The sequence below is a fragment of the Mycolicibacterium novocastrense genome, assembly GCF_001570485.1.
Taxonomy (GTDB): domain Bacteria; phylum Actinomycetota; class Actinomycetes; order Mycobacteriales; family Mycobacteriaceae; genus Mycobacterium; species Mycobacterium novocastrense.
This window is the reverse complement of record NZ_BCTA01000029.1, coordinates 1-22,622: the sequence shown is the minus strand read 5'-3', so window position 1 is coordinate 22,622 and position 22,622 is coordinate 1. Positions and strand designations below refer to the sequence as shown.

General features: G+C 65.2%; 24 protein-coding genes and 1 tRNA gene. 5 read left to right on the top strand and 20 right to left on the bottom strand.

Going from position 1 to position 22,622, the window contains the following annotated elements; all coding sequences use genetic code 11:
- Positions 1 to 61 precede the first annotated feature (61 nt).
- Genes thrB through argS form a run of 5 tightly spaced genes read right to left on the bottom strand, consistent with a single transcriptional unit; the run spans position 62 to position 6,484 of the window.
- Entirely contained in the window at positions 62 to 1,006 is a 945-nt protein-coding gene (thrB, locus tag RMCN_RS12635) for a homoserine kinase (protein ID WP_067389610.1), read from the bottom strand.
- Between the two features lie 3 nt (positions 1,007 to 1,009).
- Positions 1,010 to 2,092, bottom strand: a complete 1,083-nt coding sequence (gene thrC / locus RMCN_RS12630; RefSeq protein WP_067389607.1) for a threonine synthase — start codon at positions 2,090 to 2,092, stop codon at positions 1,010 to 1,012.
- Entirely contained in the window at positions 2,089 to 3,414 is a 1,326-nt protein-coding gene (locus tag RMCN_RS12625) for a homoserine dehydrogenase (RefSeq protein WP_067389604.1), read from the bottom strand. Before RMCN_RS12625 ends, thrC begins: the two co-directional genes overlap by 4 nt.
- 2 nt (positions 3,415 to 3,416) lie before the next feature.
- Positions 3,417 to 4,835, bottom strand: coding sequence for a diaminopimelate decarboxylase (gene lysA / locus RMCN_RS12620; protein WP_067389601.1), 1,419 nt, complete (start codon positions 4,833 to 4,835; stop codon positions 3,417 to 3,419).
- Positions 4,832 to 6,484: an arginine--tRNA ligase gene (argS, locus tag RMCN_RS12615; RefSeq protein ID WP_067389598.1), complete on the bottom strand. Its 1,653-nt coding sequence runs from the start codon at positions 6,482 to 6,484 to the stop codon at positions 4,832 to 4,834. Before argS ends, lysA begins: the two co-directional genes overlap by 4 nt.
- Before the next feature lie 101 nt (positions 6,485 to 6,585).
- On the opposite strand from argS, the gene RMCN_RS12610 reads away from it, so the two are divergent.
- Positions 6,586 to 6,661: transfer RNA gene (locus RMCN_RS12610), tRNA-Arg, on the top strand.
- A 57-nt stretch (positions 6,662 to 6,718) separates the two neighbouring features.
- Positions 6,719 to 6,865, top strand: a complete 147-nt coding sequence (locus RMCN_RS31040) for a hypothetical protein (protein ID WP_165604437.1) — start codon at positions 6,719 to 6,721, stop codon at positions 6,863 to 6,865.
- Here RMCN_RS31040 and RMCN_RS12605 read toward each other — a convergent pair.
- The gene (locus tag RMCN_RS12605) at positions 6,840 to 7,499 is read right to left on the bottom strand and encodes an 8-oxoguanine DNA glycosylase OGG fold protein (RefSeq protein WP_067389595.1); all 660 of its coding nucleotides are present in this window, start codon (positions 7,497 to 7,499) and stop codon (positions 6,840 to 6,842) included. The genes RMCN_RS31040 and RMCN_RS12605 overlap by 26 nt on opposite strands.
- A gap of 30 nt (positions 7,500 to 7,529) precedes the next feature.
- Positions 7,530 to 7,967 carry a LexA family transcriptional regulator gene (locus tag RMCN_RS12600; RefSeq protein ID WP_067389593.1) on the bottom strand — a complete coding sequence of 146 codons (438 nt, stop codon included), beginning with the start codon at positions 7,965 to 7,967 and terminating at the stop codon, positions 7,530 to 7,532.
- A 234-nt stretch (positions 7,968 to 8,201) separates the two neighbouring features.
- Between RMCN_RS12600 and RMCN_RS12595 the strand changes: the two genes are divergently transcribed.
- Entirely contained in the window at positions 8,202 to 9,098 is an 897-nt protein-coding gene (locus tag RMCN_RS12595) for a restriction endonuclease (RefSeq protein ID WP_234787647.1), read from the top strand.
- 141 nt (positions 9,099 to 9,239) lie between these two features.
- Positions 9,240 to 9,851 (top strand): DUF4145 domain-containing protein, encoded by a 612-nt coding sequence (locus RMCN_RS12590; RefSeq protein WP_234787646.1) that lies wholly within the window; start codon positions 9,240 to 9,242, stop codon positions 9,849 to 9,851.
- A gap of 164 nt (positions 9,852 to 10,015) precedes the next feature.
- Here the strand turns inward: RMCN_RS12590 and RMCN_RS12585 are convergent, their stop codons facing one another.
- The 7 genes from RMCN_RS12585 to RMCN_RS12555 form a co-directional block, all read right to left on the bottom strand.
- Entirely contained in the window at positions 10,016 to 11,515 is a 1,500-nt protein-coding gene (locus RMCN_RS12585; RefSeq protein WP_067389646.1) for a terminase large subunit domain-containing protein, read from the bottom strand.
- Between the two features lie 29 nt (positions 11,516 to 11,544).
- Positions 11,545 to 11,841, bottom strand: a complete 297-nt coding sequence (locus RMCN_RS12580; RefSeq protein WP_067389587.1) for a hypothetical protein — start codon at positions 11,839 to 11,841, stop codon at positions 11,545 to 11,547.
- A gap of 98 nt (positions 11,842 to 11,939) precedes the next feature.
- Positions 11,940 to 12,488, bottom strand: a complete 549-nt coding sequence (locus RMCN_RS12575; RefSeq protein ID WP_067389584.1) for a hypothetical protein — start codon at positions 12,486 to 12,488, stop codon at positions 11,940 to 11,942.
- Positions 12,489 to 12,510: 22 nt separating this feature from the next.
- The gene (locus RMCN_RS12570) at positions 12,511 to 12,864 is read right to left on the bottom strand and encodes a hypothetical protein (RefSeq protein ID WP_067389581.1); all 354 of its coding nucleotides are present in this window, start codon (positions 12,862 to 12,864) and stop codon (positions 12,511 to 12,513) included.
- Positions 12,861 to 13,628 (bottom strand): hypothetical protein, encoded by a 768-nt coding sequence (locus RMCN_RS12565; protein ID WP_234787645.1) that lies wholly within the window; start codon positions 13,626 to 13,628, stop codon positions 12,861 to 12,863. Before RMCN_RS12565 ends, RMCN_RS12570 begins: the two co-directional genes overlap by 4 nt.
- Positions 13,629 to 13,691: 63 nt before the next feature.
- Positions 13,692 to 14,390 (bottom strand): hypothetical protein, encoded by a 699-nt coding sequence (locus RMCN_RS12560; RefSeq protein ID WP_067389575.1) that lies wholly within the window; start codon positions 14,388 to 14,390, stop codon positions 13,692 to 13,694.
- Positions 14,387 to 14,662, bottom strand: a complete 276-nt coding sequence (locus RMCN_RS12555; protein WP_067389572.1) for a hypothetical protein — start codon at positions 14,660 to 14,662, stop codon at positions 14,387 to 14,389. The genes RMCN_RS12560 and RMCN_RS12555 overlap by 4 nt, the downstream gene beginning before the upstream one ends.
- Before the next feature lie 186 nt (positions 14,663 to 14,848).
- Between RMCN_RS12555 and RMCN_RS12550 the strand changes: the two genes are divergently transcribed.
- Positions 14,849 to 15,427, top strand: coding sequence for a hypothetical protein (locus RMCN_RS12550; protein WP_234787644.1), 579 nt, complete (start codon positions 14,849 to 14,851; stop codon positions 15,425 to 15,427).
- A 214-nt stretch (positions 15,428 to 15,641) separates the two neighbouring features.
- On the opposite strand, the gene RMCN_RS12545 is transcribed toward RMCN_RS12550, so the two are convergent.
- From RMCN_RS12545 to RMCN_RS12520, 6 genes are all read right to left on the bottom strand, one after another.
- Positions 15,642 to 16,214: a recombinase family protein gene (locus tag RMCN_RS12545; protein ID WP_067389566.1), complete on the bottom strand. Its 573-nt coding sequence runs from the start codon at positions 16,212 to 16,214 to the stop codon at positions 15,642 to 15,644.
- A 185-nt stretch (positions 16,215 to 16,399) separates the two neighbouring features.
- Positions 16,400 to 16,984 (bottom strand): hypothetical protein, encoded by a 585-nt coding sequence (locus tag RMCN_RS12540; RefSeq protein WP_067389563.1) that lies wholly within the window; start codon positions 16,982 to 16,984, stop codon positions 16,400 to 16,402.
- Positions 16,981 to 17,445, bottom strand: a complete 465-nt coding sequence (locus tag RMCN_RS12535) for a hypothetical protein (protein ID WP_084377380.1) — start codon at positions 17,443 to 17,445, stop codon at positions 16,981 to 16,983. Before RMCN_RS12535 ends, RMCN_RS12540 begins: the two co-directional genes overlap by 4 nt.
- 681 nt (positions 17,446 to 18,126) lie before the next feature.
- Positions 18,127 to 20,082 carry an AAA family ATPase gene (locus RMCN_RS12530; RefSeq protein WP_067389560.1) on the bottom strand — a complete coding sequence of 652 codons (1,956 nt, stop codon included), beginning with the start codon at positions 20,080 to 20,082 and terminating at the stop codon, positions 18,127 to 18,129.
- 182 nt (positions 20,083 to 20,264) lie between these two features.
- Entirely contained in the window at positions 20,265 to 20,486 is a 222-nt protein-coding gene (locus RMCN_RS12525) for a helix-turn-helix transcriptional regulator (protein ID WP_067389559.1), read from the bottom strand.
- 186 nt (positions 20,487 to 20,672) lie between these two features.
- Positions 20,673 to 21,881, bottom strand: a complete 1,209-nt coding sequence (locus tag RMCN_RS12520; RefSeq protein WP_067389557.1) for a tyrosine-type recombinase/integrase — start codon at positions 21,879 to 21,881, stop codon at positions 20,673 to 20,675.
- Between the last annotated feature and the right edge of the window lie 741 nt (positions 21,882 to 22,622).

Below are 22,622 nucleotides of genomic sequence, written 5' to 3'. Positions count from 1 at the left end.
GACGGGAAGCAAGAAAGACATGGGTGTCGTGTTGCTCCTGTGATTCCTGTTTTGGCCGCGGTCAGCGTCGTACTGGCGCGCCCGACGTCCACTTGGCGCCGTCACCGATGGTCATGGCTTTGACGGTGAACCCGTTCGCGGTGCCGTACTCCACAGCTTGTGTGGGCAACTCCGCTGACGTGCACAGTGCAAGCACCGAAGGACCCGCTCCCGAGAGCACCGCTGCTATTCCGCAACGCCGCAGGACCTTCAGGTATTCCGCGGAAGCAGGCATCGCCGAGGCCCGTTGCGGCTGATGCAGGACATCCTCGGTGGCCGGCACCAACAGGTCGGGCCGTTCTGTCAATGCGACCACCATCAGCGCGGCCCTGCTCACGTTGAAACGCGCGTCGGCGTGGCTGACCTTCTCCGGCAGGAGCACGCGCGTCTCGGCGGTCGACGATCGCTCGTCCGGTATCGCGACAAACAGGCGGATGTCGGGGTGCACCCGGATCGGCGCCGCCTCGAATCGGGTCCCCGACTGCTGTTCTTCGGTCCAGGACACCACGCCGCCACCCAGCACGGCCGCCGAGGCGTTATCGGGGTGCCCTTCGAACTCCGAGGACAACTGGATGAGGTCGTGTCCAGAGAGGATCTCCGAAGAAGTCTGCGCCGCAAGGCCGTTGACCACCGAGAGTCCGCTGACCACCGCTGCTGCCGACGACCCTAGGCCGCGCGAGTGCGGAATGCCGTTGCGGCAGCGCACCGTCATCCCGGGAACGCTGATGTTCAGCGCCTGCAGCCCTCGCCGGATGGCCTGCACCACGAGATGGGTGTCATCCAGCGGCACCTGACCCGCGCCCTCACCTTCGACCTCGACGGTCAGGCCGGAATCCGTTGTCTCGACGACGATCTCGTCGTAGAGGCTCAGCGCGATGCCCAGACTGTCGAAACCCGGGCCGAGGTTCGCGCTGGACGCAGCCACCACGGAGGTGGCCCTCAGTCCCGGCGGCAGTACGTGAGTCACCGGCTATCCCAGCCCCAGCTGCTCGACAACGGCCACCGGATCGACGGGTACCGCGATGACCGACGGCATGCCCTTCAACGCGGTGTCCGGGTCCTTGAGTCCATTGCCCGTCACCGTGCACACGACCGTCGAACCCTTGGCCACCCAACCGTCTTCGACCGATTTGAGCAGACCGGCGATGCTGGCCGCCGATGCGGGCTCGACGAACACGCCCTCGCTGCTGGCCACCAGGTGGTAGGCCTCGAGGATCTCTTCGTCGGTGGCGGCCAGGAATCGACCGCCGGACTGCTGCGCGGCCTCGACGGCGGTGGTCCACGACGCGGGCGAGCCGATTCGAATGGCCGTCGCGATGGTCTCCGGATTCTTGACCGGTTCCCCGTGCACCAGCGGCGCGGCACCGGCGGCCTGTGTGCCGAGCATGCGGGGAAGACGATCCGAGACGCCGTCGCGGTGGTACTCGGTGTAGCCCTTCCAATAGGCGGTGATATTGCCGGCATTGCCGACCGGCAACGAATGCACATCGGGTGCGACGCCCAGTGCGTCGACGATCTCGAAGGCTGCGGTCTTCTGCCCTTCGATCCGGTACGGGTTGACGGAGTTGACCAGCGATATGGTCGGGAAGTCGGCGGTCAGCTTGCGCGCGAGTTCCAGGCAGTCGTCGAAGTTGCCGTCGACCTGGATGATCTTGGCGCCGTGCATGACGGCCTGGGCCAGCTTGCCCATCGCGATCTTGCCCTGTGGCACCAGCACTGCGCAGGTGATCCCGGCCCTGGCCGCATAGGCCGCTGCCGATGCCGACGTGTTCCCGGTCGATGCGCACAGCACCGCCTGCTGGCCGCGCGCCACGGCCTCGGTCACCGCCATGGTCATGCCGCGGTCCTTGAACGAGCCGGTCGGGTTGAGCCCCTCGACCTTGAGATGCACTGTGCAGCCGGTGCGTTCGGACAGCCGCTGCGCGGGTAGCAGCGGAGTGCCACCCTCACGCAAGGTGATCGGCGTCCAGCTGTCGTCGACCGCCAACCGGTCACGGTACGCGGCGATCAGCCCGGGCCACGGCTGGTGAACGGTCTGCGCTGAGGTGCTCATTCGGTGGTTCCTTCCATGCGCAGCACGCTGTTGATGCTCTGCACGACATCGAGGTCGGCCAATGCGGCCACCGTCTCCGACAATGCCGCGTCCGTGGCCTGATGGGTCACCACCACGATGCGCGCACCGCAGCGCTGACCCTCCTCGTCGACCATGCCCTCCTGGCGCACCTCGGCGATGCTGACGTCACGTTTACCGAATTCGGCTGCCACTGCGGACAACACGCCGGCTCGATCGGCGACGTTCATGTTCACGTAGTAACGGGTCGGGATGAAGCCGATCGGCGCGATCGGCAACTTGGCGTACCTCGACTCGCGCGGGCCCCGGCCACCCTGTACGCGGTTGCGAGCCGCCATCACGAGGTCACCCATCACCGCGGAGGCCGTGGGCGCACCGCCGGCGCCCTGCCCGTAGAACATCAGGCGGCCCGCGGCTTCGGCCTCGACCACCACCGCATTGAACGCTCCGTTGACCGCGGCCAGCGGATGGTCCAACGGCACCAGGGCTGGGTACACGCGCGCCGAAACCCGCTCCTGCCCCTCGTCACCGATGAGCCGCTCGCAGATCGCCAGGAGTTTGATCGTGCAGCCGAGCGCCTTGGCGGATTCGAAGTCGGCGCTGCTGACCTTCGTGATGCCCTCGCGGTACACGTCATTGGAGCTGACCCGCGTGTGAAAGGCGATCGAGGCCAGGATCGCCGCCTTCGCCGCGGCGTCGTATCCCTCGACGTCGGCCGTCGGGTCGGCCTCGGCGTAACCGAGGGCGCTCGCATCGGCCAGCGCGCTGGCGTAGTCGGCGCCCGTGCTGTCCATCTCCGAGAGGATGTAGTTGGTAGTGCCGTTGACGATGCCCGCCACCCGGACGACCGAGTCCCCCGCCAGCGACTGGGTCAGGGGACGGATGACGGGGATCGCACCGGCGACGGAAGCCTCGAAATACAGGTCCACCCGGGCGTTTTCGGCTGCCTGGGCCAACTCGCCGGTGGAGACGGCCATCAGCGCCTTGTTGGCGGTGACCACGGACTTGCCCTGTTCCAGCGCGGCCAGGATCGCTTTGCGCGCGGGTTCCACGGGCCCCATCAACTCAACGACGATGTCGACGTCGTCGCGGGAGACGAGTTCCTCGACGTTGTCGGTGAGCTTGTCGACGGAGATTCCGCGGTCGTCGGCGACGCGACGGACGCCGACGCCGCGCAGCACCAACGGCGCACCGATGCGTGCGGCCAGGTCGTCGGCGCTCTGCTCGATGATGCGCACCACCTCGCTACCGACGTTCCCAAAGCCGAGAACCGCTACGCCGATGGGCTTTTCGGAGTCAGTCATCGTTACCTCACTTCCAGACTCAGCAGATCGTCGACCGTCTCCCGGCGCAGGATCAGACGGGCTCGCCCGTCGCGCACAGCCACCACGGCGGGGCGGCCGATCAGGTTATATCGGCTCGACATGGAATAGCAGTAGGCGCCGGTCGCCGCGACTCCCAGCAAGTCACCGGGCCGGATGTCGTCGGGCACCCACGTGTCGCGGACGACGATATCGCCGCTCTCACAATGCTTTCCGACGATCCGACCGATCGTCGACGCGGCGTCGCTACGTCGGGAAATCAGCCGTGCGTCGTATTCCGCACCGTAGAGCGACGTGCGGATGTTGTCGCTCATACCGCCGTCCACGCTGACGTAGCGGCGGTGAGCGGTCGGGCTGACGGCGACATCCTTGACGGTGCCGACCTCGTAGAGCGTGATGGTCCCGGGACCCGCGATGGCCCGTCCCGGTTCGACCACCAACCGCGGAGCCGGTAGCCCGACGGCAGCCGACTCCTCGCGCACGATCGCGGTCAGCTTGGCGGCCAGGTCGGCGATCGGAGGCGGATCGTCCTGGGGCAGATACGAGATGCCCAAGCCCCCACCCAGGTCGACGATCGACATCTGTGAGGTCTTGTCGACCCCGAACTCGGCGACCACGTCGCGAAGGAACCCGATCACCCGGTGCGCGGCGATCTCGAAGCCCGCGACGTCGAAGATCTGAGACCCGATGTGGCTGTGCAAACCCTTGAGGCGCAAGTGATCGGTCTCGAACACCCGGCGGACGGCGTCCATCGCGGCACCCGAAGCCAGCGAGAGCCCGAACTTCTGGTCCTCGTGCGCGGTCGAGATGAACTCGTGAGTGTGCGCCTCGACGCCGACCGTCACGCGGACCAGCACGTCCTGGACCACGCCTGCGGCACCGGCGATCTCGTCGAGCCGGTCGATCTCGACCATCGAGTCGACCACCACGTGCTCGATGCCGGCCTTGACGGCTGCGGTCAGCTCGGCAACCGATTTGTTGTTGCCGTGCAACGCGATCCGCTCGGCGGGGAATCCACCGGCCAGCGCGACGGCCATCTCTCCCCCGCTGGCCACGTCGAGCGAGAGGCCTTCTTCGGCGATCCAACGGGCGACCTCGGTGCACATGAACGCCTTGGCGGCGTAGCGGACGTTGTCGCCCCCGCCGAATGCCGCGGCGATCTCACGACAGCGCGCCCGGAAGTCGTCCTCGTCCACCACGAAGGTCGGCGTCCCGAACTTTGCGGCGATGTCGGTGACCGGCACACCGCCGATGGACACCACGCCGGCGTCATCGCGAACGGTGCTGCGGGGCCAGACGTTCGGCGCCAGCAGCAGGAGTTCGGAGGGCGACTGTGGGCGCGGCGGAGCACCACCGTGGTGGATCTCTTCGGCGTGCCGTGGGCCGGCGGGATGGGCGATCACATGCGCTCCGGAGCGGTGACGCCGAGGATGCCGAGACCGTTCGCGATCACCTGACGGGTGGCCTGACACAGTGCAAGGCGCGCACCGTGCAGTTCGTTGGGCGTCTCGTCGCCTTGCGGCAGCACGCGGCAGGAGTCATAGAACCGGTGGTAGTCGCCGGCCATATCCTCGAGGTACCGCGAGACACGGTGTGGTTCGCGCAGTGCCGCAGCCGTTTTCAGCACGCGAGGGAATTCGCCGATGTTGCGGATCAGCGTGCCTTCCTTGTCGTGGTCGAGCAGTTGCAGGTTCTCGGTGCTGGGCACGACACCCAGTTCGGCGGCGTTGCGGGCCAGGGCCGAAAGGCGCGCATGCGCGTATTGCACGTAGTAGACCGGGTTTTCGTTGGACGCCGACGACCACAGCTCGAGGTCGATGTCGATCGGGCTGTCGACCGAGGACCGGATCAGCGAGTAGCGGGCGGCGTCGACGCCGATCGCCTCGACCAGGTCGTCGAGGGTGATCACGGTGCCGGCCCGCTTGCTCATCCGGACCGGCTGGCCCTCGCGCACCAGGTTGACCATCTGCCCGATCAGCACCTCGACGGTGGCCGGGTCCTCCCCCAGCGCGGCCGCCACCGCCTTGAGCCGGGCGATGTAGCCGTGGTGATCGGCCCCGAGCATGTAGATGCACAGGTCGAATCCGCGTTCGCGCTTGTCGAGGTAGTAGGCGATATCGGCGGCGACGTAGGCCGGCGCACCGTCACTCTTGATGACGACGCGGTCCTTGTCGTCGCCGTAATCGGTTGTGCGCAACCACGTTGCGCCGTCCTTTTCGTAGATGCTGCCTGCGTCGCGGAGCCGCGCGATCGCATGCTCGACGCGTCCGGACGTGTGCATCGAATCTTCGTGGGTGTAGACGTCGAAGTCGGTGCCGAAGTCGTGCAGGGACTGTTTGATGTGGGCGAACATCAGGTCCACGCCGATGGCGCGAAACGTCTCGCGCATCTCGGCGTCGGGCAGGCCCAGCGCATCGGGTTCCTTGGCGAGCACCTGGGCGGCGATGTCCTTGATGTAATCGCCCGCGTATCCGTCTTCGGGGGTCGGTTCGCCCTTGGCCGCGGCGATCAGGGAGGTGGTGAACCGGTCGATCTGGGCGCCGTGGTCGTTGAAGTAGTACTCGCGGGTGACCGCGGCGCCTTGGGTCGACAGCAACCGGCCGAGGGCGTCGCCGACGGCGGCCCAGCGGGTGCCGCCGATGTGGATCGGCCCGGTGGGGTTGGCGGAGACGAACTCGAGGTTGATGTTCTGTCCTGCGAGCGCCTCGCTGTGACCGTAGGCAGCGCCGGCGGTCAGGACGTCGGTGATGATGACGTTTTGCGCTGACGCTTCGAGGCGCAGGTTGACGAAGCCGGGGCCCGCGACGTCGGCGGCGGCGATCCCGGGGTTGTCGGCCAGGGCCGCGGCCAACCAGCCGGCCAGTTCCCGCGGGTTGGCGCCGACCTTCTTGCCCAGCTGAAGAGCCAGGTTGGTGGCATAGTCGCCATGCTCGGGCTTGCGCGGACGCTCGACGGTGACGGTCTCCGGCAGCGCTGACGCGTCGAGCCCATGCTGGGCCAGCACCGCGGCAGCGGTGGTCTTGAGCAGGTCGGCCAGGTCGGCGGGGGTCACGGGGGTCCATCCTATGGTCTCGGGTGGTCAGGCCCCGAATCCGTTTCCGATGAGCTGAATGCGTTAGGCTGTCCAAGCCCATCGGCGCTGTTTTCTCACGCGCCCCCGTAGCTCAGGGGATAGAGCGTCTGCCTCCGGAGCAGAAGGCCGCAGGTTCGAATCCTGCCGGGGGCACCAGCTCAGAGCTTGTTTTGGCAGTTGACGGGCAATTTCCGGGCGATAAGAGGGTTCACCGTGACATCGGACAACTACGACGACTACATCATGAAGATCGTGGATGCCGCCCCGCCGCTCACGCCCGAGCAGCGTGCCCGTCTCCGCGAATTGCTGCGCCCCGTAGCGGTGCAGCCGCCCGTCAACCGGGAGCGCGACCCTCGTTGAACAGATCGGCCTCGACTGCCGCAGGGTCAGTCGGGTTCTGTTCGTGGCAGAAGATGAGATACCGGCGGTAAAGCTCGCTGGGCCAGTCGGCGTTACCTGCCTTCGGTCCGAACACGCCGCGCTCACGCAATGCGATAGCCACCCGCCTGTCGAGGATCAGCGGTCGCAGCTCGGCATCCGGGTCGCGGTAGCCGGAGAAGAACAGGAACTTAGTGAAATAGGCCGGACCCATGAACTTCGTCTGATTCGGGCCGCCCGCCAACAACGACTCGTAAGCCGCGACCGGGCCATCATCAGCGAGGACGGCAGCAGCGCGGCGCAAGTTGTCCTCCACGGTGTCGGCGTTGGCCGTGAAGGCGCGGACCAGGCGGCCTATCGACATGCGAGCGGTGAAGCCGACGCCCCACACGTAGGCGGCGACTGCTGTGTGAAGCTCGCGGTGCTCGGATTCGGTGGCCGCGATGTCGAACACGCCGCTGCGGGAAAGCCAGCGATAGCCGCGTGCATCGGGTTCGGACTGATCGAGCTGCGGCGGCCAGAAGTGCGCCAGCTCGCCAGTGAAGTATCGCGTCCACCATGCCGACCGATACTTCGCCCAGTTGTCGTACGCCAGTTCTTCCCCCGCGTCGGTCATGGGCGAGAGTATGCAGGATCGCACCGACGCCTAGTCTCCGGTCATCAAGTTGCCGCCCGCGCCCCCGAGCGCGTTGAGCGCGACCTGCCACGCCGCGCCGCGCAGCGTCAGAGCGATCTGTTTCATCCGGCTGCGTTCATCCGGCTGGCGCGAGTCGTCATCGGCAGCAGCCTCAAGCGCGGCGATCAGTCGTTCGAGCTGAGTCTCGGGCGACGGCCACAGCCCCGCGACACGAAACGCATCCCCGGTGGGCTCGCCGACCATCAAGATGTCGCCGCCGAATGCTTCGACCCCTTTGTCGAAGTACGGCTGTCGATAGAGAGCCCTTAGTGCGCGCTGGACAGTCTGCTCATCGAAGCCGCAGGCTCGCTCTATCTCGTCCGCACTTGGGCCTTCACCAGTCTGGTCGTACAACTCGACGGCGGCTTTGAGGACGGGTAGATCGCGCGTCGTCCACGTGTCTGTCATGGGCGCGAGTATGCCGCCGCCGACCGACAGCGGGGCGACACGGCGCGCGGTGATCGGCGCGCTGTGTGATTCAGTGGAGGCGATAAATGGTATTTGTCAGTGACATTGTGTTTGGCTGACACCCCGACACCGTCGAGTTCATTACGAATTTGTTCGGACCGACGCGAACGGGAGCAATCAGCGTCCATCAGAGCGGGAGGAAGTTGTGTGACGATCCCCGACTTTCAGACGCTGATGCGTCCGGTACTTGCCCACCTAGCCGACGGCGAGGTTCATCGTTCGCGGGATGTCATCGAGGCGATGGCCGACCAGTTCGGCCTTACCCCCGAAGAGCGGGCCGAGAAGGTGCCGAGCGGACAGAAACGAATCGGCAACCGGGGCGGGTGGGCGATGTCCTATCTGAGTCAGGCGGGACTCATCGAGCGGCCTGGACGCGGGCTGGTGACAATCTCCGACGAGGGCCGCGCCGCGCTCGACAAGTACCCCGAGCGGATCGACATGAAGGCTTTGGAGGCGTATCCGGCGTATCTAGAGTTCCGTGACCGCAAGCGAGACCGTCCCGCCGAAGATGGCCAAGGAGCCGGGAAGCCGTCGATCTCCGAGGAAGACTCAAGTACGCCCAACGATCTAGCTGAGCGCGCGGAGCGCATCAACCGGGCGGCAGTGGAGAGCGAGGTATTGGCGGCTGCGCTCAAGCTGTCACCGACGGGCTTCGAGGAACTGGTCGTCCGGCTGCTCGATCGCATGGGTTACGGGCGTGCACGCGGGTCAGCTCATCGAACTGCGCCATCTGGTGATGGCGGCATCGACGGGATCATCAGCCAAGACCCTCTCGGGCTAGACCGCATATACATTCAGGCCAAGCGGTACACCGACACACCGGTCGATAGGCCGCAGATTCACGGATTTGCCGGCGCGCTGCTGTCCAAGCAAGGCGACCGCGGGGTGTTCATCACTACATCGCGATTCACCAAGGGTGCCCGCGAAGAGGCCGAGCGGATCAACGCTCGCATTGAACTTATTGACGGCGCACGGCTGGCCGAGCTGTTGGTGCAGTATGGCATCGGCGTTCAGCCGGAGCAGTCGGTGACGCTCTACCGGCTGGACGAGGACTTCTTCGACTCGCTCTAGGTTGACCCCGCCGCGTCAACTTTCGAATCCTGCCGGGTGGTGTGAAAGCGAGAAACCCGGCACCTGTGGTGTAGTTGTTGCGTGCTGAACCACTTCTGCTGGGCGTGCAAGTCAACTACCGGCCACACTCGTTGCAGCGACGTGACCACAGCAGGTTCGGAGCTCGCCGGTAATCCGACGCCGTACTTGGACGACAATTACTGGATTTTCGTCGCCTTCAAGTGCTCAGTGTGTAATGCGCAATCAATCGCGACCGGTGGTGTCAGTGCGGGCGCAGTCGGTTCCGTAGGCGGTGGCCTAAATGACTATGCGGACGAAATGACTGGAAGCGGACTTGCGTGGTTTCCGGCGGCTGGCGAAACCCAGGTGTACCCCGATGTCCCGGACCACATCGCAGGGGCAGCGACGGAGGCGTTCGAATGCGCCAGTCAGAAGCACAATCGCGCGGCCGTTTTGCTGTGTCGCTCAGTTATCGAAGCGACAGCGAAGGAAAAGAATATTACCGCCGGAAAACTCTTCAATAAAATTGAGGAGCTTGAAAAGCAAGGCTTTATTCGACTACACCTCAAAGATGCCGCTCACACGGTACGAGAGTTCGGCAACGACATGGCTCACGGCGATTTCGTCGACCCCATCTCTGATGAAGACACCCAGCTGGTAATTGAGCTGATGGCCGAAATTCTTAATGAGGTGTTTCAATCACCCGCCAAAATCAAGAGGGCCCAAGCAGCGGCACTGGCCCGTAAGCAATAATCTCGTCGATCGCGAGGTTCACCGCGTTCGTTGTCAAATCACCCGAGGCCACTGTGACCACTGGCTTGACAGGTGAGCCCGCATTTTTCGCCCCTAGTCAGAAACCCGTGGCCGCACGACGCCTGGCCGAATATGTGCAGCAGTAAGTAGGTAGTAGCCGCCGTCTACCCGCTGATCCGGCGACGCAGGTACTCGGGAATTGACGCGATCGGGCGGTCGCGTGACCGCCGCTCGATGTCCAGCGGCGAGACGATATGCCACTGCTGCCCAAGGGAATGGCTCAAAACGTCGTGGGCGACCACCAGCGCGGCCAGCACGTCGGGCTGATGCTGGTGTTGCTGCCACTGCACCGCAGCTTGCTCAAGCTCGGGCAGATGACCCGCGATCCGCGTCGTGCCCGTTTCGAGGCCCTGCAGCAGCGCAGAGCTGCGCGCGATCGCGTCGCCGCCGCCGCGACCGCTGCCCTTCGGGGGCCACGCAGTCACTCGTACCGGGCGATTCAGCCGGTAGCGGCGCATTGCGTCGTTGACGACACGCTGATACGTCTCGCGCGCCGCGAAGCTCTCCACGGCGATCTCCGACGCGCCGACGTCGACTGCCAGCTCGACAGCGGCGCGCGCCCACTGATCGCTCGTCATCGGCGCGCTGACGTCGGCGATCACCGCGACGACGCCGTCGCGGGTGAGCGACGCGGCGACGATGCCGCAGCTGTCACCGCTGCCGCTGTCGCTCGGGTCGACGCCGACGACGGTCATGCTCGGCGCGCTCGGCGCAGCGGGCATACGCCAGTTGTCGAGCCATCCGCGTTTGATCAGCCCGCCCTCAGGCGCGGTGGGCACACCTTCGTAGAGCGCGAACCATGCGCGCTCGCCTGATGTGCGTCGCGCAGCCGCGAAGTGATCAGCGGTGTAGCCGAGTGCTGACGTCATCACCACGCCTGGCTCGCGCTGCAGCGCATCAGGTATCCCTGACTCGGCGACTGCCGGAATGTTGGTGTGCCGCCACACTTCGGGCTCGCTGTCGAGCAGTTCGCCTGCGAGATCGCCGGGTGCCCATCTCGTCATGACGAGCAGCACGCTGCCACCGGGATGCACGCGCGTCGCGAGCGTCGAGCGGTACTCGTTGATCACGCGGCGACGATGAGCAGCAGAGTCGGCTTCGGCGGCGTCCTTGACCGGGTCGTCGATGATCATCATGTCTGCGCCGAAGCCGGTCACACCGGAGTTGATGCCGGTGGCGAGCAGCCCGCCCGCGTGCCCGTCGACTCGCCAGCGACCGACTGCCGTCTTGTCTTGCGACAGCCGGAAGCCCAGATAGTTGGCGTGCTCGTTGATTAGCTGCCGTGCTTCGCGGCTGTGCGCTTGGGCGAGTTCGTCGCTGTAGCTGACGAGGACGATCTGTGTGTCGGGATCGCGCGCGAGAGCCCAGACGACGGTCCAGATCGCGAGCAGACGGCTCTTGCCGGTGCGCGGCGGCGTCGTCACGATGTCACGCTGATCGGGCTCGCTGACCGATCGCACCGCAAGATCGCTCAGCAGTCGAATCGTCGGGGTGACAACGAACTTCGGGTCGAGTCGACGTGCCAGCTCTGCGGGTGTCGCCGGTCGAACGGCAGCAGCACACCGCGCTCTCGCAGCCTGCAGGCTGCGAGCAGCGACGAGCATCCTCACAGCGCGCTGGTGCCGTTCGCCGTTCACAGGCACCGCACCCCCGGCACGCAGCCCGCAGCCTTGTGCCGCTTCGCGATCTCGATGTCGTGCTCGTCGCCGAGCGCGACGTAGTTTCGCCCACGGACCTTGATTGCGTAGACGCGACCGCTGCAGAACAGTCGCGCGAGTGCTTCGCCCTTGCGCCAGAAGCTGCCGGGCACGCGCTCGCGGACCTGCGCCCACGGCACGAACTCGTCGCGGCTGGTGTCGATCTCGCGCAGGATCGCGGCGTCGATCTCGTCATCGGTCGGCTCGGTCGCGGTGGTCGGGCTGACAGTCATGGTTCGTCCTCGGGTGTCGTCGTCGGGTGATTGGGTTGTCGATCGGTCACTGGTGTTGTCACCGCTGCCCGCCGAGGCTCAGGCGGCGGTGACGTCGATCAGGCGGCTTGCTTGCTTCGCCGCTCGATCGGCGGGACGCTGCGCAGCCGCGCGCGAATGTTCGCGAGCTGGAAGCTGCCCAGCCCGCCGCCGTCGTCCACGCTGAGCGCGGCGAGCACGTCGGGGTGCGTCGCTTCGCCGGTGTTGTAGAGCTGCTGGGCGACACGCACGACAGCGGGCCAGCAATACGTCAGCAGCGGCACGGCATCGTGCCCGGTGTGCGTGCCGCCAGCGGCGCACAGCACCCGGTCGTCGCGATGTCCGGTCGACGCGAGAACCGCGTGGACCTCGCGCATCGTCGGGCGTCGACCCGCAAGCCAGCGCGCTTGCGCCCACGGCCCGCTGTACGCGACTTCGGGGTTGCGGCCTTCGGGCATCTCAGCGACGGTCGTCAGCCCTTGGACGCCGAGAACGCGACCGCTGGCGACCACGGTCGAGCGGATCACGCCGCCCAGCGTCACCGCCGCGACGGCGTGCCCCGCTTCGTGGATGCATGTCTCAAGATGCCGACGTTGCTTGTCAGTCAGGTCAGCCAATGTCAGAGGCATTGTCGTCACAGTCCTTCCGTGATCAGCTCGCGTGAGCTGAGATTCGGTTGTCAGCGATCGACGTCGAGGCGGCGAGACCCGCAGCCATGCCACCGCCCCGACGCCGATCATTCGCAGCACAACCCGGAGTCATAGCGGTGCTGCCGTCGGTATTGTGTTCGTGAACCATGCTGCGCACGTTGCGGATCACCTTGTCGCGCGCCTTCTGCGACTTCGACGCCCAACGTGCTTGGGCTTCGTCGAGATAACGGTCGATGCAGGCGCGACACCGCCAACCGTGAATGTCGCCTTTGTAGAAGGCGCACGGTCCCTGGCACTCCCAGCAGGTGCCGACGTAGACGTCGCTGTCGTGCGCGACTGCGGCACCGGCTGTCATGGCGTCACCGTCGCTGCTGCGACGACCGCTTCGACGCCGACGACGAAACTGCGCTCAGCGATCGCGGCGCAGATGTTGTGCCGCTCGTCGATCGCCTCACGCACCGACGGCTGATCACGCCACCCGTACGGCTGACTCGTCGCGACGATCGTCTCATCGAGCCCATCGACATAGCCGCCGCCGATGACGACGGTGTGCCCGCCCGGTGACGTGAACACCGCACCGTTGCGCTTGAACAGCTCGACGTCTTGCGCAACCCACTGTGCGCCGATGTGAATGAATCCGACCGTGTTCGTCTGGGCGAGAACACCTTCGAGGTAGCCAATCGCGAGCTTGAGCGACGCAGCCGTCTCGATGCCGCCCGCTGTCGCCGCAGCCTCGGCTGGCAGACGGGCGGCGAACTCGCGCTCGACAGCGTTCTGCTCCTGCAGCCGAAGAATCTGCTGCGCGCGCTGACGAACTTCGGCACGGCTCGCAGCGGTGAGATCGCACTGGTCGTAAGCCCAGACGGTGATCGGCGCGAACGGCTCAATCCAGTCGGGTCGCTCACCCTCTTTGCGCGATGCGGTCGCCGGATCGGGCGGCGCGCACCAGTCAGCATCCCAGACGCCAAAAGCGTCTTCGCCGCCGTAGTTCGCGCCTCTGATCTCGACGCCGCTGTCGAGCCAACGCAGCGGGCCGCTCTCGTCAGTCCACTGCGTCACGGTGAACAGCCCGTTAGGCGCGGGGTTAAGCAGCGGCGCGTCAAAGCGCACCGGCAGCATGTCGGTGTAAGTGGTCGGGGCCGGGGCTGTCATCGGTGTCGTTGCCTCTCAGTCGGTCTCGGGTCAGGAGTCGATGCCGAGCGCAGCGAGTTCAGCGCGCGCCCGCTCGGTCTCGGTCGGTGGCGGTGTCTGTCGACGTCGCTGCTCGCGGCTGCGCTCAGCGCGATCGAGCAGACGGTCAAGCGTCAGCGCGGCGGTGTCGACAACGCGCAGCCCGGCTTCAAGACGCTCGGACGCTGATCGCACACCGCGCGTTGCACCGGGCGGCAGCGCGTGCGCGAGCAGGTCGGCGAGCTGCCCGCTGTACGGCTCGGCGATCGCGATCAGCGTCGCTGCCCAGGCTCCCGACGCGAGCGCGTCGTCGTCGATCTCGGGCAACGCAGGACGCTCAGCGAGATCGACCAGCCTGCGCACGGCATACGCGCGCTTCTCGTAGGGCAGATGCGCGGTCTTGCGGCGAGCGTCACGCTCAGCGATGAGACCGACGACGACGTGCGTCAGCTCGTGCACGGCGGCGGTCAGCGCGTCGACTTCACGCCAGCACGCACCCGGTCGGGACAGATAGCTCATCCGCGCTGCGAGCGGTGAGACGATTGCGGCGACTTCGGCGGTCAGATCGAACGCGCGCGTGTAGCGGTGCAGCAGACCGGCGCGGCGACGGTGACGCAGTTGGTCTTGCGTGTAGACGACGGGCGCGCGCTGCGGCTGATCGAGCTGCGCGGCGCGAGCTGCGGGCGTGTTGTTGCGAGCGGTGATCGTCATCGCGACACCGCCGCGTCATGCTGCTCGATCACCGAAAGCAGGCTGTGCGCCGCGTCAGCGTCGATCTGCAGCTCACGGAGCAGCGTCGCGTGCATACGCCAGTAGGACAACGCTTCGTTGCACTCTGCGACGCGCGGGCCGTCGACTTCACCGCGCGATGCCAGCACAGCCTTGCGTGCTCGCCAGCTCAGCATCGAGCGGTCGCTCCATCGAAGACGCGGCGGCTCGGGTCGATCAGTCGCGCGGGCTGCGCTGTCGTTCGCTGTACTCATGGACTCGATGATGACATCAACGGGTGCGAGCTACAAGCGTCTGTTGTGTCGAATACTGTTGCGGGTTAACAAGATAACCCGCTCATGTCGGGAACGTCGGCGCGATCTTCGCAGCTCAGTTCACGTTGTCGCACACTAGTGGTCCGTCTCATTTTTGGTTAACTGCATGTTGCAACATGCAGTTACATGTTGGAACATGCAGTTAACTGCACAAGCGATGAAGGCTCGACGATGACTTACTTGGATAAACAGGAATTTCTAGCCTGGGCGTACGACGACCTGCTCACGAACACCACCCGTGGTGTGCTGGCCGAGTACATCGTGGCCAAAGCACTCGGCATTCGCGACACGAAGCGCGTCGAATGGGACAAGTACGACCTCGTCATCGGCGATATCGGTGTCGAGGTGAAGTCGGCTGCCTACGTGCAAACGTGGAAGCAAACCCGGCTATCAGAGATCGCGTTCAACATCCGCCCCGCAAAGGGCTGGGACGCCCGCACCAACACCTCTGCGGCCAGTGCGGGGCGAAGCGCCGACGTGTACGTCTTCTGTCTGCTCACGGGTACGGACCGCGAACATGTCGACCCGCTCGACGTCGCGCAATGGACGTTCTACGTGCTGCCGACGAGTGTTCTCAACCGAACCCTTATGGAGCAGAAGACGATTCGGCTTGGACCGCTGAAAGCCCTCCGTCCGCACGAGTGTGCCTACGAAGAGCTCAAGGCCTCCATTCACCAGGCTGCAGCGGTCAATCGGGACAGCTGACTGACCAAATCCGTTGAACTGCTAGATGCCTCACGCCCACACGCCGCTCGCCCAGGGATGATCGGCAACGCGGCTGCTGGTGATGCACTCACCGACACATAATCCCGAACATGCAGTTAACTAATTGCGTGACACACCACTAGGTGTAGAGACGACTGGACCCCCGACCGTCAACAGTCGGGGGTCAGTGTGTCGAGCGCAGCAGCGAGCGGGCTCAGCTCGCCTCAACGAGTTTCAGCGCGTTGTAAATCGTCGCTCGACTGACGCCGTAATCGCGCGCGAGCGCAGACGCCGACTCGCGCTCGGCGAGACGCGCGGCGACTTCCACCCGCTGCGCAGGTGACAGCGACGGCTTGCGCCCTTTGTACTTGCCTGCCCGCTTCGCGATCGCGATACCTTCGCGCTGACGCTCAAGCAGCAGCGAACGCTCAAACTCAGCGACCGCGCCCATCACGCTGAGCATCAGCACCGCGCACGGATCGCTCTCGTCACGCGAGAACGTCAGACCTTCCTTCACGAAGCGCACGCGCACACCGCGCGCTGTCAGCTTATCGACGGTGCGACGCAGATCGACCAGCGATCGCGATAGCCGATCCATGCTGTGAACGATCAGCTCGTCGCCCTCGCGCACGTAGTCGAGGCACGCTCGCAGCTCGGGTCGATCAGTGTCCTTGCCGCTCGCGTGATCGGTGAACAGCTTGTCCAGCTTGATCCCGTCTAACTGCCGCTCGGTGTTCTGCTCGACGGTCGAGACACGTTGGTAGCCAACCGATTGCCCGATGCTCATGGTTCATCCTTTCGGGTGTCTAACTGAGGTCTTGGGCAGATTAGATGGCTGTCTAGAAGTTCTCAACCAACTTCAAGCAGACGAGAGGCGGTGCGCCGCAGCATGATCGGCTGGGCTGTGGCCCAGATAGACGGCAGCGAGATCGCCGGCCCGACAGTGTCGGGATTGTCTAGCGCGCCGCGCGCTCAGTGAACGGTCGGCAGATCGCGCCCGCGTGCGGCGATCAGATGTGACGGGAGGCGACGACCATCGGGCAGCGTGACCATCGTCGGGCCGCTGCTGCAGCCACAGCCGTCGTCGGTGCTCGATGCTGGCTCCGCGTGCTGCTGCCGCTCGTCGGGCTGTGTCTCGGTGTCGACGTCAGCTGACGATGCGGCGTCAGTGTGCTGCTGCCGCTCGGCGATCGCGTCGAGCGCGTCGTTCTGCGGGCTGAGCGCGTCGCTCCCGGTCGAAACGGGCTCGGTCGAGTCATCGTCTGCGTCGCACTCATCTGACGGCTCAGGGTCGCGGTGACGCAACGCAGCAGCCCACTCGGCGAGTTCGTCGGGGCTGATGCCGCCGAGCGCGATCACCTGGCGGGCGACGTCGCACTGCAGCGACCACAGTGAGTCGTCCTGCTCGGCAACGTCGCCGAACAGCCGACGCAGCTCGTCGGCGAGCGCGGCGTCGAGCGATGACGGGTCGAGCTTGTTCTGCGCGACGTCGTCGGCGACGCTCATCGCCGCGTTGATCGCGTCGCGCTTGCTCGTGCTCGTGCTGGGTGCGCTCACTGCTCGATCTCCTTGGGTTCGATGACTTCGGCGTCGACCACAGCCAGCAGACGCTCGCGCGCTTCGGCGATGATCTCGGTAGCGGAGGTGGTCTTCACGTTGACGTTCAGCGTCTCTGCACTGATGCCGAACCACTTGGCGAGTTCAGCATCGTTGGACTGCAGCGAGCGCAGCAGTGTCGCGACACCCGAGTAGTCGTTCGCCGCCTGCGCTTTCGCGAGCGCGAGCATTCCCTGCTGATTGCGGTGCTGATGTCGGTCGATCAGATCAGCGAACACAGTCTCGCCGCCCGGCACCGGGTTGCGGCGTCGATGCGTCTTGTACGCCTGCTGCGCCGCTCCGACCGACTTGAAGCCGAGTTCGTCTCTGATCTTCGACCACGACATGCCGACGACGGCGCGGAGGTAGGCGACGCGCTCTGCGCGAGCGCGGCTCTCGGCGAGCGGCATCACTTGCGGCATACCTGTGTCTTACCCGAGAAACGTGCACGCCGCCATTACAGCGACGGCGTCGTATTTCTCTGTCCCGCTTGCTACTTCGCCGACGGTGTCGGTGGTTATGCGAGCTGCGTGTCGATGACGCAGCCTCTCGACGCAGCCCTCTGCTCGCGCCCGCTGCCGCCGCCCAGAGATCGTGACGCCGCCCTCTCATCGCAACGCCGCCCAGAGATCGTGACGCCGCCCTCTCATCGCGTCGTCCGTCGATGAGACAGACAGGAGACGGCTCATTTTCGACGGTGATCTGTCGTTTAAAGCATCGCCCCAATCTTCGACCCTTGCCCTTTGCACGCGCTCTATATAAGCGCGTGCGAAAAGTGCGTCAAATGGGTGAATGATCTGCGACGTATGCGAATTGTGCTTGAACCCCAGGTTAGAAGGGGTAATTTTCCCGCAACCCTTCTGCGAAACGTGCGTGAACCTGTGTTTGACGCCCAACTTTGGGCAGACCCGTTTGCGTCAAACTGCAACGCTGTGAGCTGCGGGTTTACAGTTTCCACGCCGCGACGTCGCTCGTTTCGCGTACACACCCCGCCGCCGACGGCATCGAAACCCGTTGTCCCACAGCCATACTCACGATTCTGCGAACTTCTGCGAACTTCGCTTGAAAATGCGCGCAACGCTCTGAGCTGCGGGTTTGTCGAGTCAGTCTTCCGCGTCGCTCGACGTCTTCGATCGCTGCGTCTTGCGCCTGCTCGCGAGATCAACGACGTCAGCGTCGGCGTCGACCGCGTGCTGGCTCTGCGGCACGCCGCTCGACTTCGCGCTGTATGTCTTGCGTCTGTTCGCGGGGTTGATGTGCTCAACGACGAGCCCGTAGCCGCGTTTCGCGAACGTCTCAAGATGACGTCTCACTGTGTCGCTGCTGGCGCGGCAGCCTTTCGCCTCCGCTCGGCGATGAATCTCGGCAGGTGTCAGCGGGTCGCCGTCGTGCTCGTTGATCACCGTCAGGATGAGCTTGTCGTCGTGACTCAGCGCGGCGCGCACCTGCTCGCTCTGCTCGTCGCCCGTCAGCGGGTCGCGCGCCGAGGCGACCAGTGTCGAATAGCTGTAGCCCGCGCGCTCGTCGGTGTCGGGCACGGTGACGGTGATCTTCTCGGCCTTCACCGGATAGCGGGCGTCGACAGCGACGCTTTTGTGCTTGTCGATGATGAACTCGGCCTCGTTCGGGCCGGTCTTCTCCTGACGGATCGTCACATCGGTGTTGTCTTTGATCACGGTCGACCCGCGTGCGTGATCTTGGCCGCGTGTGGTGTGGTGGATGATGATCACCACGCACTTCGCTGCGCGAGCCAGCTTCTCGGCGTTGCGCAACGCCATGCTCATCGCGGTCGCGCTGTTCTCGTCAAGCCCGACAGTCGCCTTGCTCTGCGTGTCGATCACGACGAGCTTGATGCCGCGCTCGATGACGAACTCGGTCAGCTCACGCATACGCTCCGCGTTCGCGAGCTGCACGACGTCATCCCAGCCGTACATACGGAACCGCTCGCGATCGAACTCGACGCCGTTCTTACGGCACCACGCTCTGATGTCGCCGATCAGCCCTTGATGTCGCCGCTCGGCGCACAGAAACGCGACGCCGTGCTGCCTGGCCACCCGCAGCTGATGCGTGACGTCGATGCCCGCCGCGACACGGCAGCTGATGTCGAGCACCGTGAACGTCTTGAGCGACCCACCGCCGCCGACCCAGCTGACGACGTTTTCTTCGTAGAGCAGCCCGTTGACGATCACGCCGGTCGGCGGGTCATCGACCATGTCGACGGCGTGCCTGATCGCTTCGGCGAGCGGCGCACCGACGTCGTCGGGCATGTTGATCATGTCGCGGTGCGTTTTGCGCGCACGCGCGAGCAGACGCAGCGCGGTGTCATGATCGCGGTTGGTCGCCGCCGTCAGCGCGGCGATCGCGTCGACTTTCACGCCGAGCTTGTGCAGATCGGCTGCGGTCGTGAGATAGGGCCGTTCTTTCGGTCGCGGCTGTGGTGCTTCCCATGCGCGCAGGTTGTGCCGATCGATCAACTCGACGGCGGCGTCTGCGACGGCGTCGCCGAGCTTGGCGCGCACATGCTCGATCGAGTATGTCGTACCGGCGGCGACGCTCACCCCGGTGAGCGCGCGGGCGACGGCGTTGTGTTCGCGCCAGTGCTCGCTTCGCGCGTCGATGAGCCGCTGACCGGCCTTCTGCGGGTCGGGAAGCGGGCGGTAGTAGTCAGCGACGAACTTCGCGATTTCGTTCGCTGACGGCGGGGTGAGACCGCAGGCGTGCCACACGCCGTCGTGCACCGCGTCGAGATCGGCGAACACCGTCGTTGTTGGGTCGATCGCGACGCCGTAGCGTCTGCGCAGCGTTTTGAATGCTTCCCAACCCTTGCTGTCAACCGACTCGTGAATCGTGTCGTTTTCGGGATCGACGCCCAGCGCGTCGGCGAGCATCACGGGCGGCGTCCAGACGATCTGCAGATGTGCGTTCGTGCGACCGCGTCGCGGGCACAGGCGGTCGATGTCGCTGAGATCGACGGCGTCGCTTCGGTGCCCGTTGCGCGACGTCGCTGCCTCGCTTGCCTCGCTGCCGACGTCAGTGCCGGGGGCTGGGGTATTCTTCATGATGTCCTTCGGTTGGGTTTCTCTCGCCCTCGGAGGGGCTGACTCTCTCGGAGTCGTCGGTGATCGGTGATGCCGCCCGTCGAGGCAATAGCGGGCGGCATCACTGCTATCTAGGGATCACGCGCGTCCGCTGACTTCTGCGACGTGGCCGGCATTGTGCGCGTTGCTATTTCGCGCGGTACTCATCGCACAGCTTGAATCTCGGGCGGGATGACCGGCTTGAACAGCGCATCGACGTCGCTGATCTTCACGCGGATCGCACTGCGCGGCTTGTCGCTGATGCGGTACGCGGGCAGCTCACCGCTGTTGACCTTCGCGCGAAGGGTGAACGTCGAGAACCCGGTCCGCGTTGCAGCGTCGTTGAGGGAAATGAAGTGTGGTGTGGCGGTTGACCTGGCACTCACTTTGTCGCTCCGTCGTCTGGTGACGATCCCCAGGGCGTGTGTGTGGTGTGAGCGGGGGCGTGTCGGCGTGTGCGGAGCGTGGGGCGTGCGCGGGTCTGGGGCTATGACCTGACGCCAGAATAGCTGATGCAGAGCGCAGATGCTTACAGCTGACGCAAGATCATCGACATCCGTTTGGCGCGAGAACTACGACGAAGTCGTATTAGTGCCAGCACCTTTCGGCTCGGCGTCGCTCAGCTGCGCGAGCATCGACAGTCGATCAGCGAGGGCAGCAGCGCGCCCTTCGGCGATATGCTGATAACGCATTGCAGTGTTCGGCGAGGTGTGCCCGAGCCTTCCCATGATCTCGCGCAGCGTTGCACCCGCCAGCGCGACAAGCACGCCCGCGCAGTGCCGCAAGTCGTGGAAATGAAGCTCTGGCTTGCCGATCGCATCGCGCGCAGATTCCCACGCCGTTCTGAATCGCTTCTCGCCCGCGAACGACCCGGTGTCCGGTTCCGTGAACAGCAGGGCGTCGTCACCGGGACCGACGTGCTGTTGCAAGTGCTGCACGACAACGTCGCGAACATGCGGCGGCACCGACACTTCGCGACGCGACTCGCGCGTCTTGCACGGCCCGACTTCGTGCTTCCCATGCCGATAGGTCACCGCTCGCTCGACGCGCACCATCGAGCCGTCTGGGGCGACGTCACAGCGTCGCAGCGCGAACACTTCGCCGCGCCGCAGCCCGCACCAGCCAGCGAGCAGCACCGTCAGTCGCAGATCGTCGGGCATCTTCTCGGCGAGCTGTGTCAGCTGAGCAGCGTCCAGCAGCACGATGCTGTGCTTCGCGTGCTTGACCTGCGCCGCGCCCTTGATCCGGCACGGATTGCTTGCGATCAGGCCGTCATCAACGGCGGTGTTGAAGATCGAGCGCAGCAGCGCGTAAGCCTTAGCGTTGCGTGACTCGTGCTCGCTGCCCAACTCGGCGAACCACCGCCGCACGATCTCGGGCGTGATCTCCGCGAGCGCGTGATCGCCGAGTGCCGGAACGATCAGATTGTCGAGCTGCGACTCGTACAGATCGCGCGTGCGACGGGCCAGCTTCGTCTTGGCGGCGAGCCACGACTGCGCGTAGCTGCGCAGCGTCAGCTTCTCCGCTTGCCGTCTGGCGACGCGCTCAGCGGGCGGTGCCCATGTCCCGGGGTTGCGGCGATCAAGCTCGATCAGCTCGCGCTCGTCCTCAAGCCACGCGACCGCGCTCGCCTTCGTCGGGAACGTCGCGGGTGCGTTGAAGACCGCGCCGTGATGCAAGTAGCTCGCCTGCCACCGCCCGCTCGCACGCTGCCGTAGTCGACCGAACTGTCGTCGGGTGCGTTCGCCGACGGGCTTCGTGGGCGACTTCGTGCGCGGCATGACGGTCTCCTAAACGGGCAACAAGCGGGCAATAGTGAATCTCAACGAGCTATAACCAGTCTCGCACACTTTCAACAGTGGTTTGCGCTGGTCACGCAGCTCAGTGGTGGTTTCTGCTGCTCACGCTGCGATGACGCAGTGTAGCTGTCAGCTACTTCGAATCCTGCCGGGGGCACCCTTTCTACCAGGCAAAACGCCGGAATCGCAGGTAGCTTACCTATCCGCTACCTATCAGTGTTCCCGCGGGCAGGCCGGGTTTCGGTTGCTGCAGGGGACACAAGGCACGGCGTTGGCGCTGTCCTGTAGAGCAGTCAGGAACAGTTCTGGACGACAATGCGAGGCATCGCGATACAAGAAAGTATCGGACGTTTTTGCAGGTCAGAGCGCCGTGATGCCCTTGGGGCACTTCGCTCACCCCGCGCAGTGCACTAAGCTAGCGTTGCAGTCGCCCGCCACAGAGTGCCGTGGGCAAGCCCTGAATCGGGTTGCGTAGGCAGCGCTAGAGATCTGCTGAGTCTCACCGTGAGGTCCAGTTTTTCCCTACGTGCCGTGAAGGATCCGCTGCCATGCCCCGCCGCACTCCCGCCTCCGTGTTGCTGGACCGGCACCTCATCTCCACCACGAAGGCCGCTGAGTATCTGGACGTATTGAGGTGAGCCCCTCGTGGTGGTCCAGTCGTTGTGGGACTCTGTTGCCCGAGTGTTCGGGCAGGAAGAATCAACGACGACATGGCATCGAACA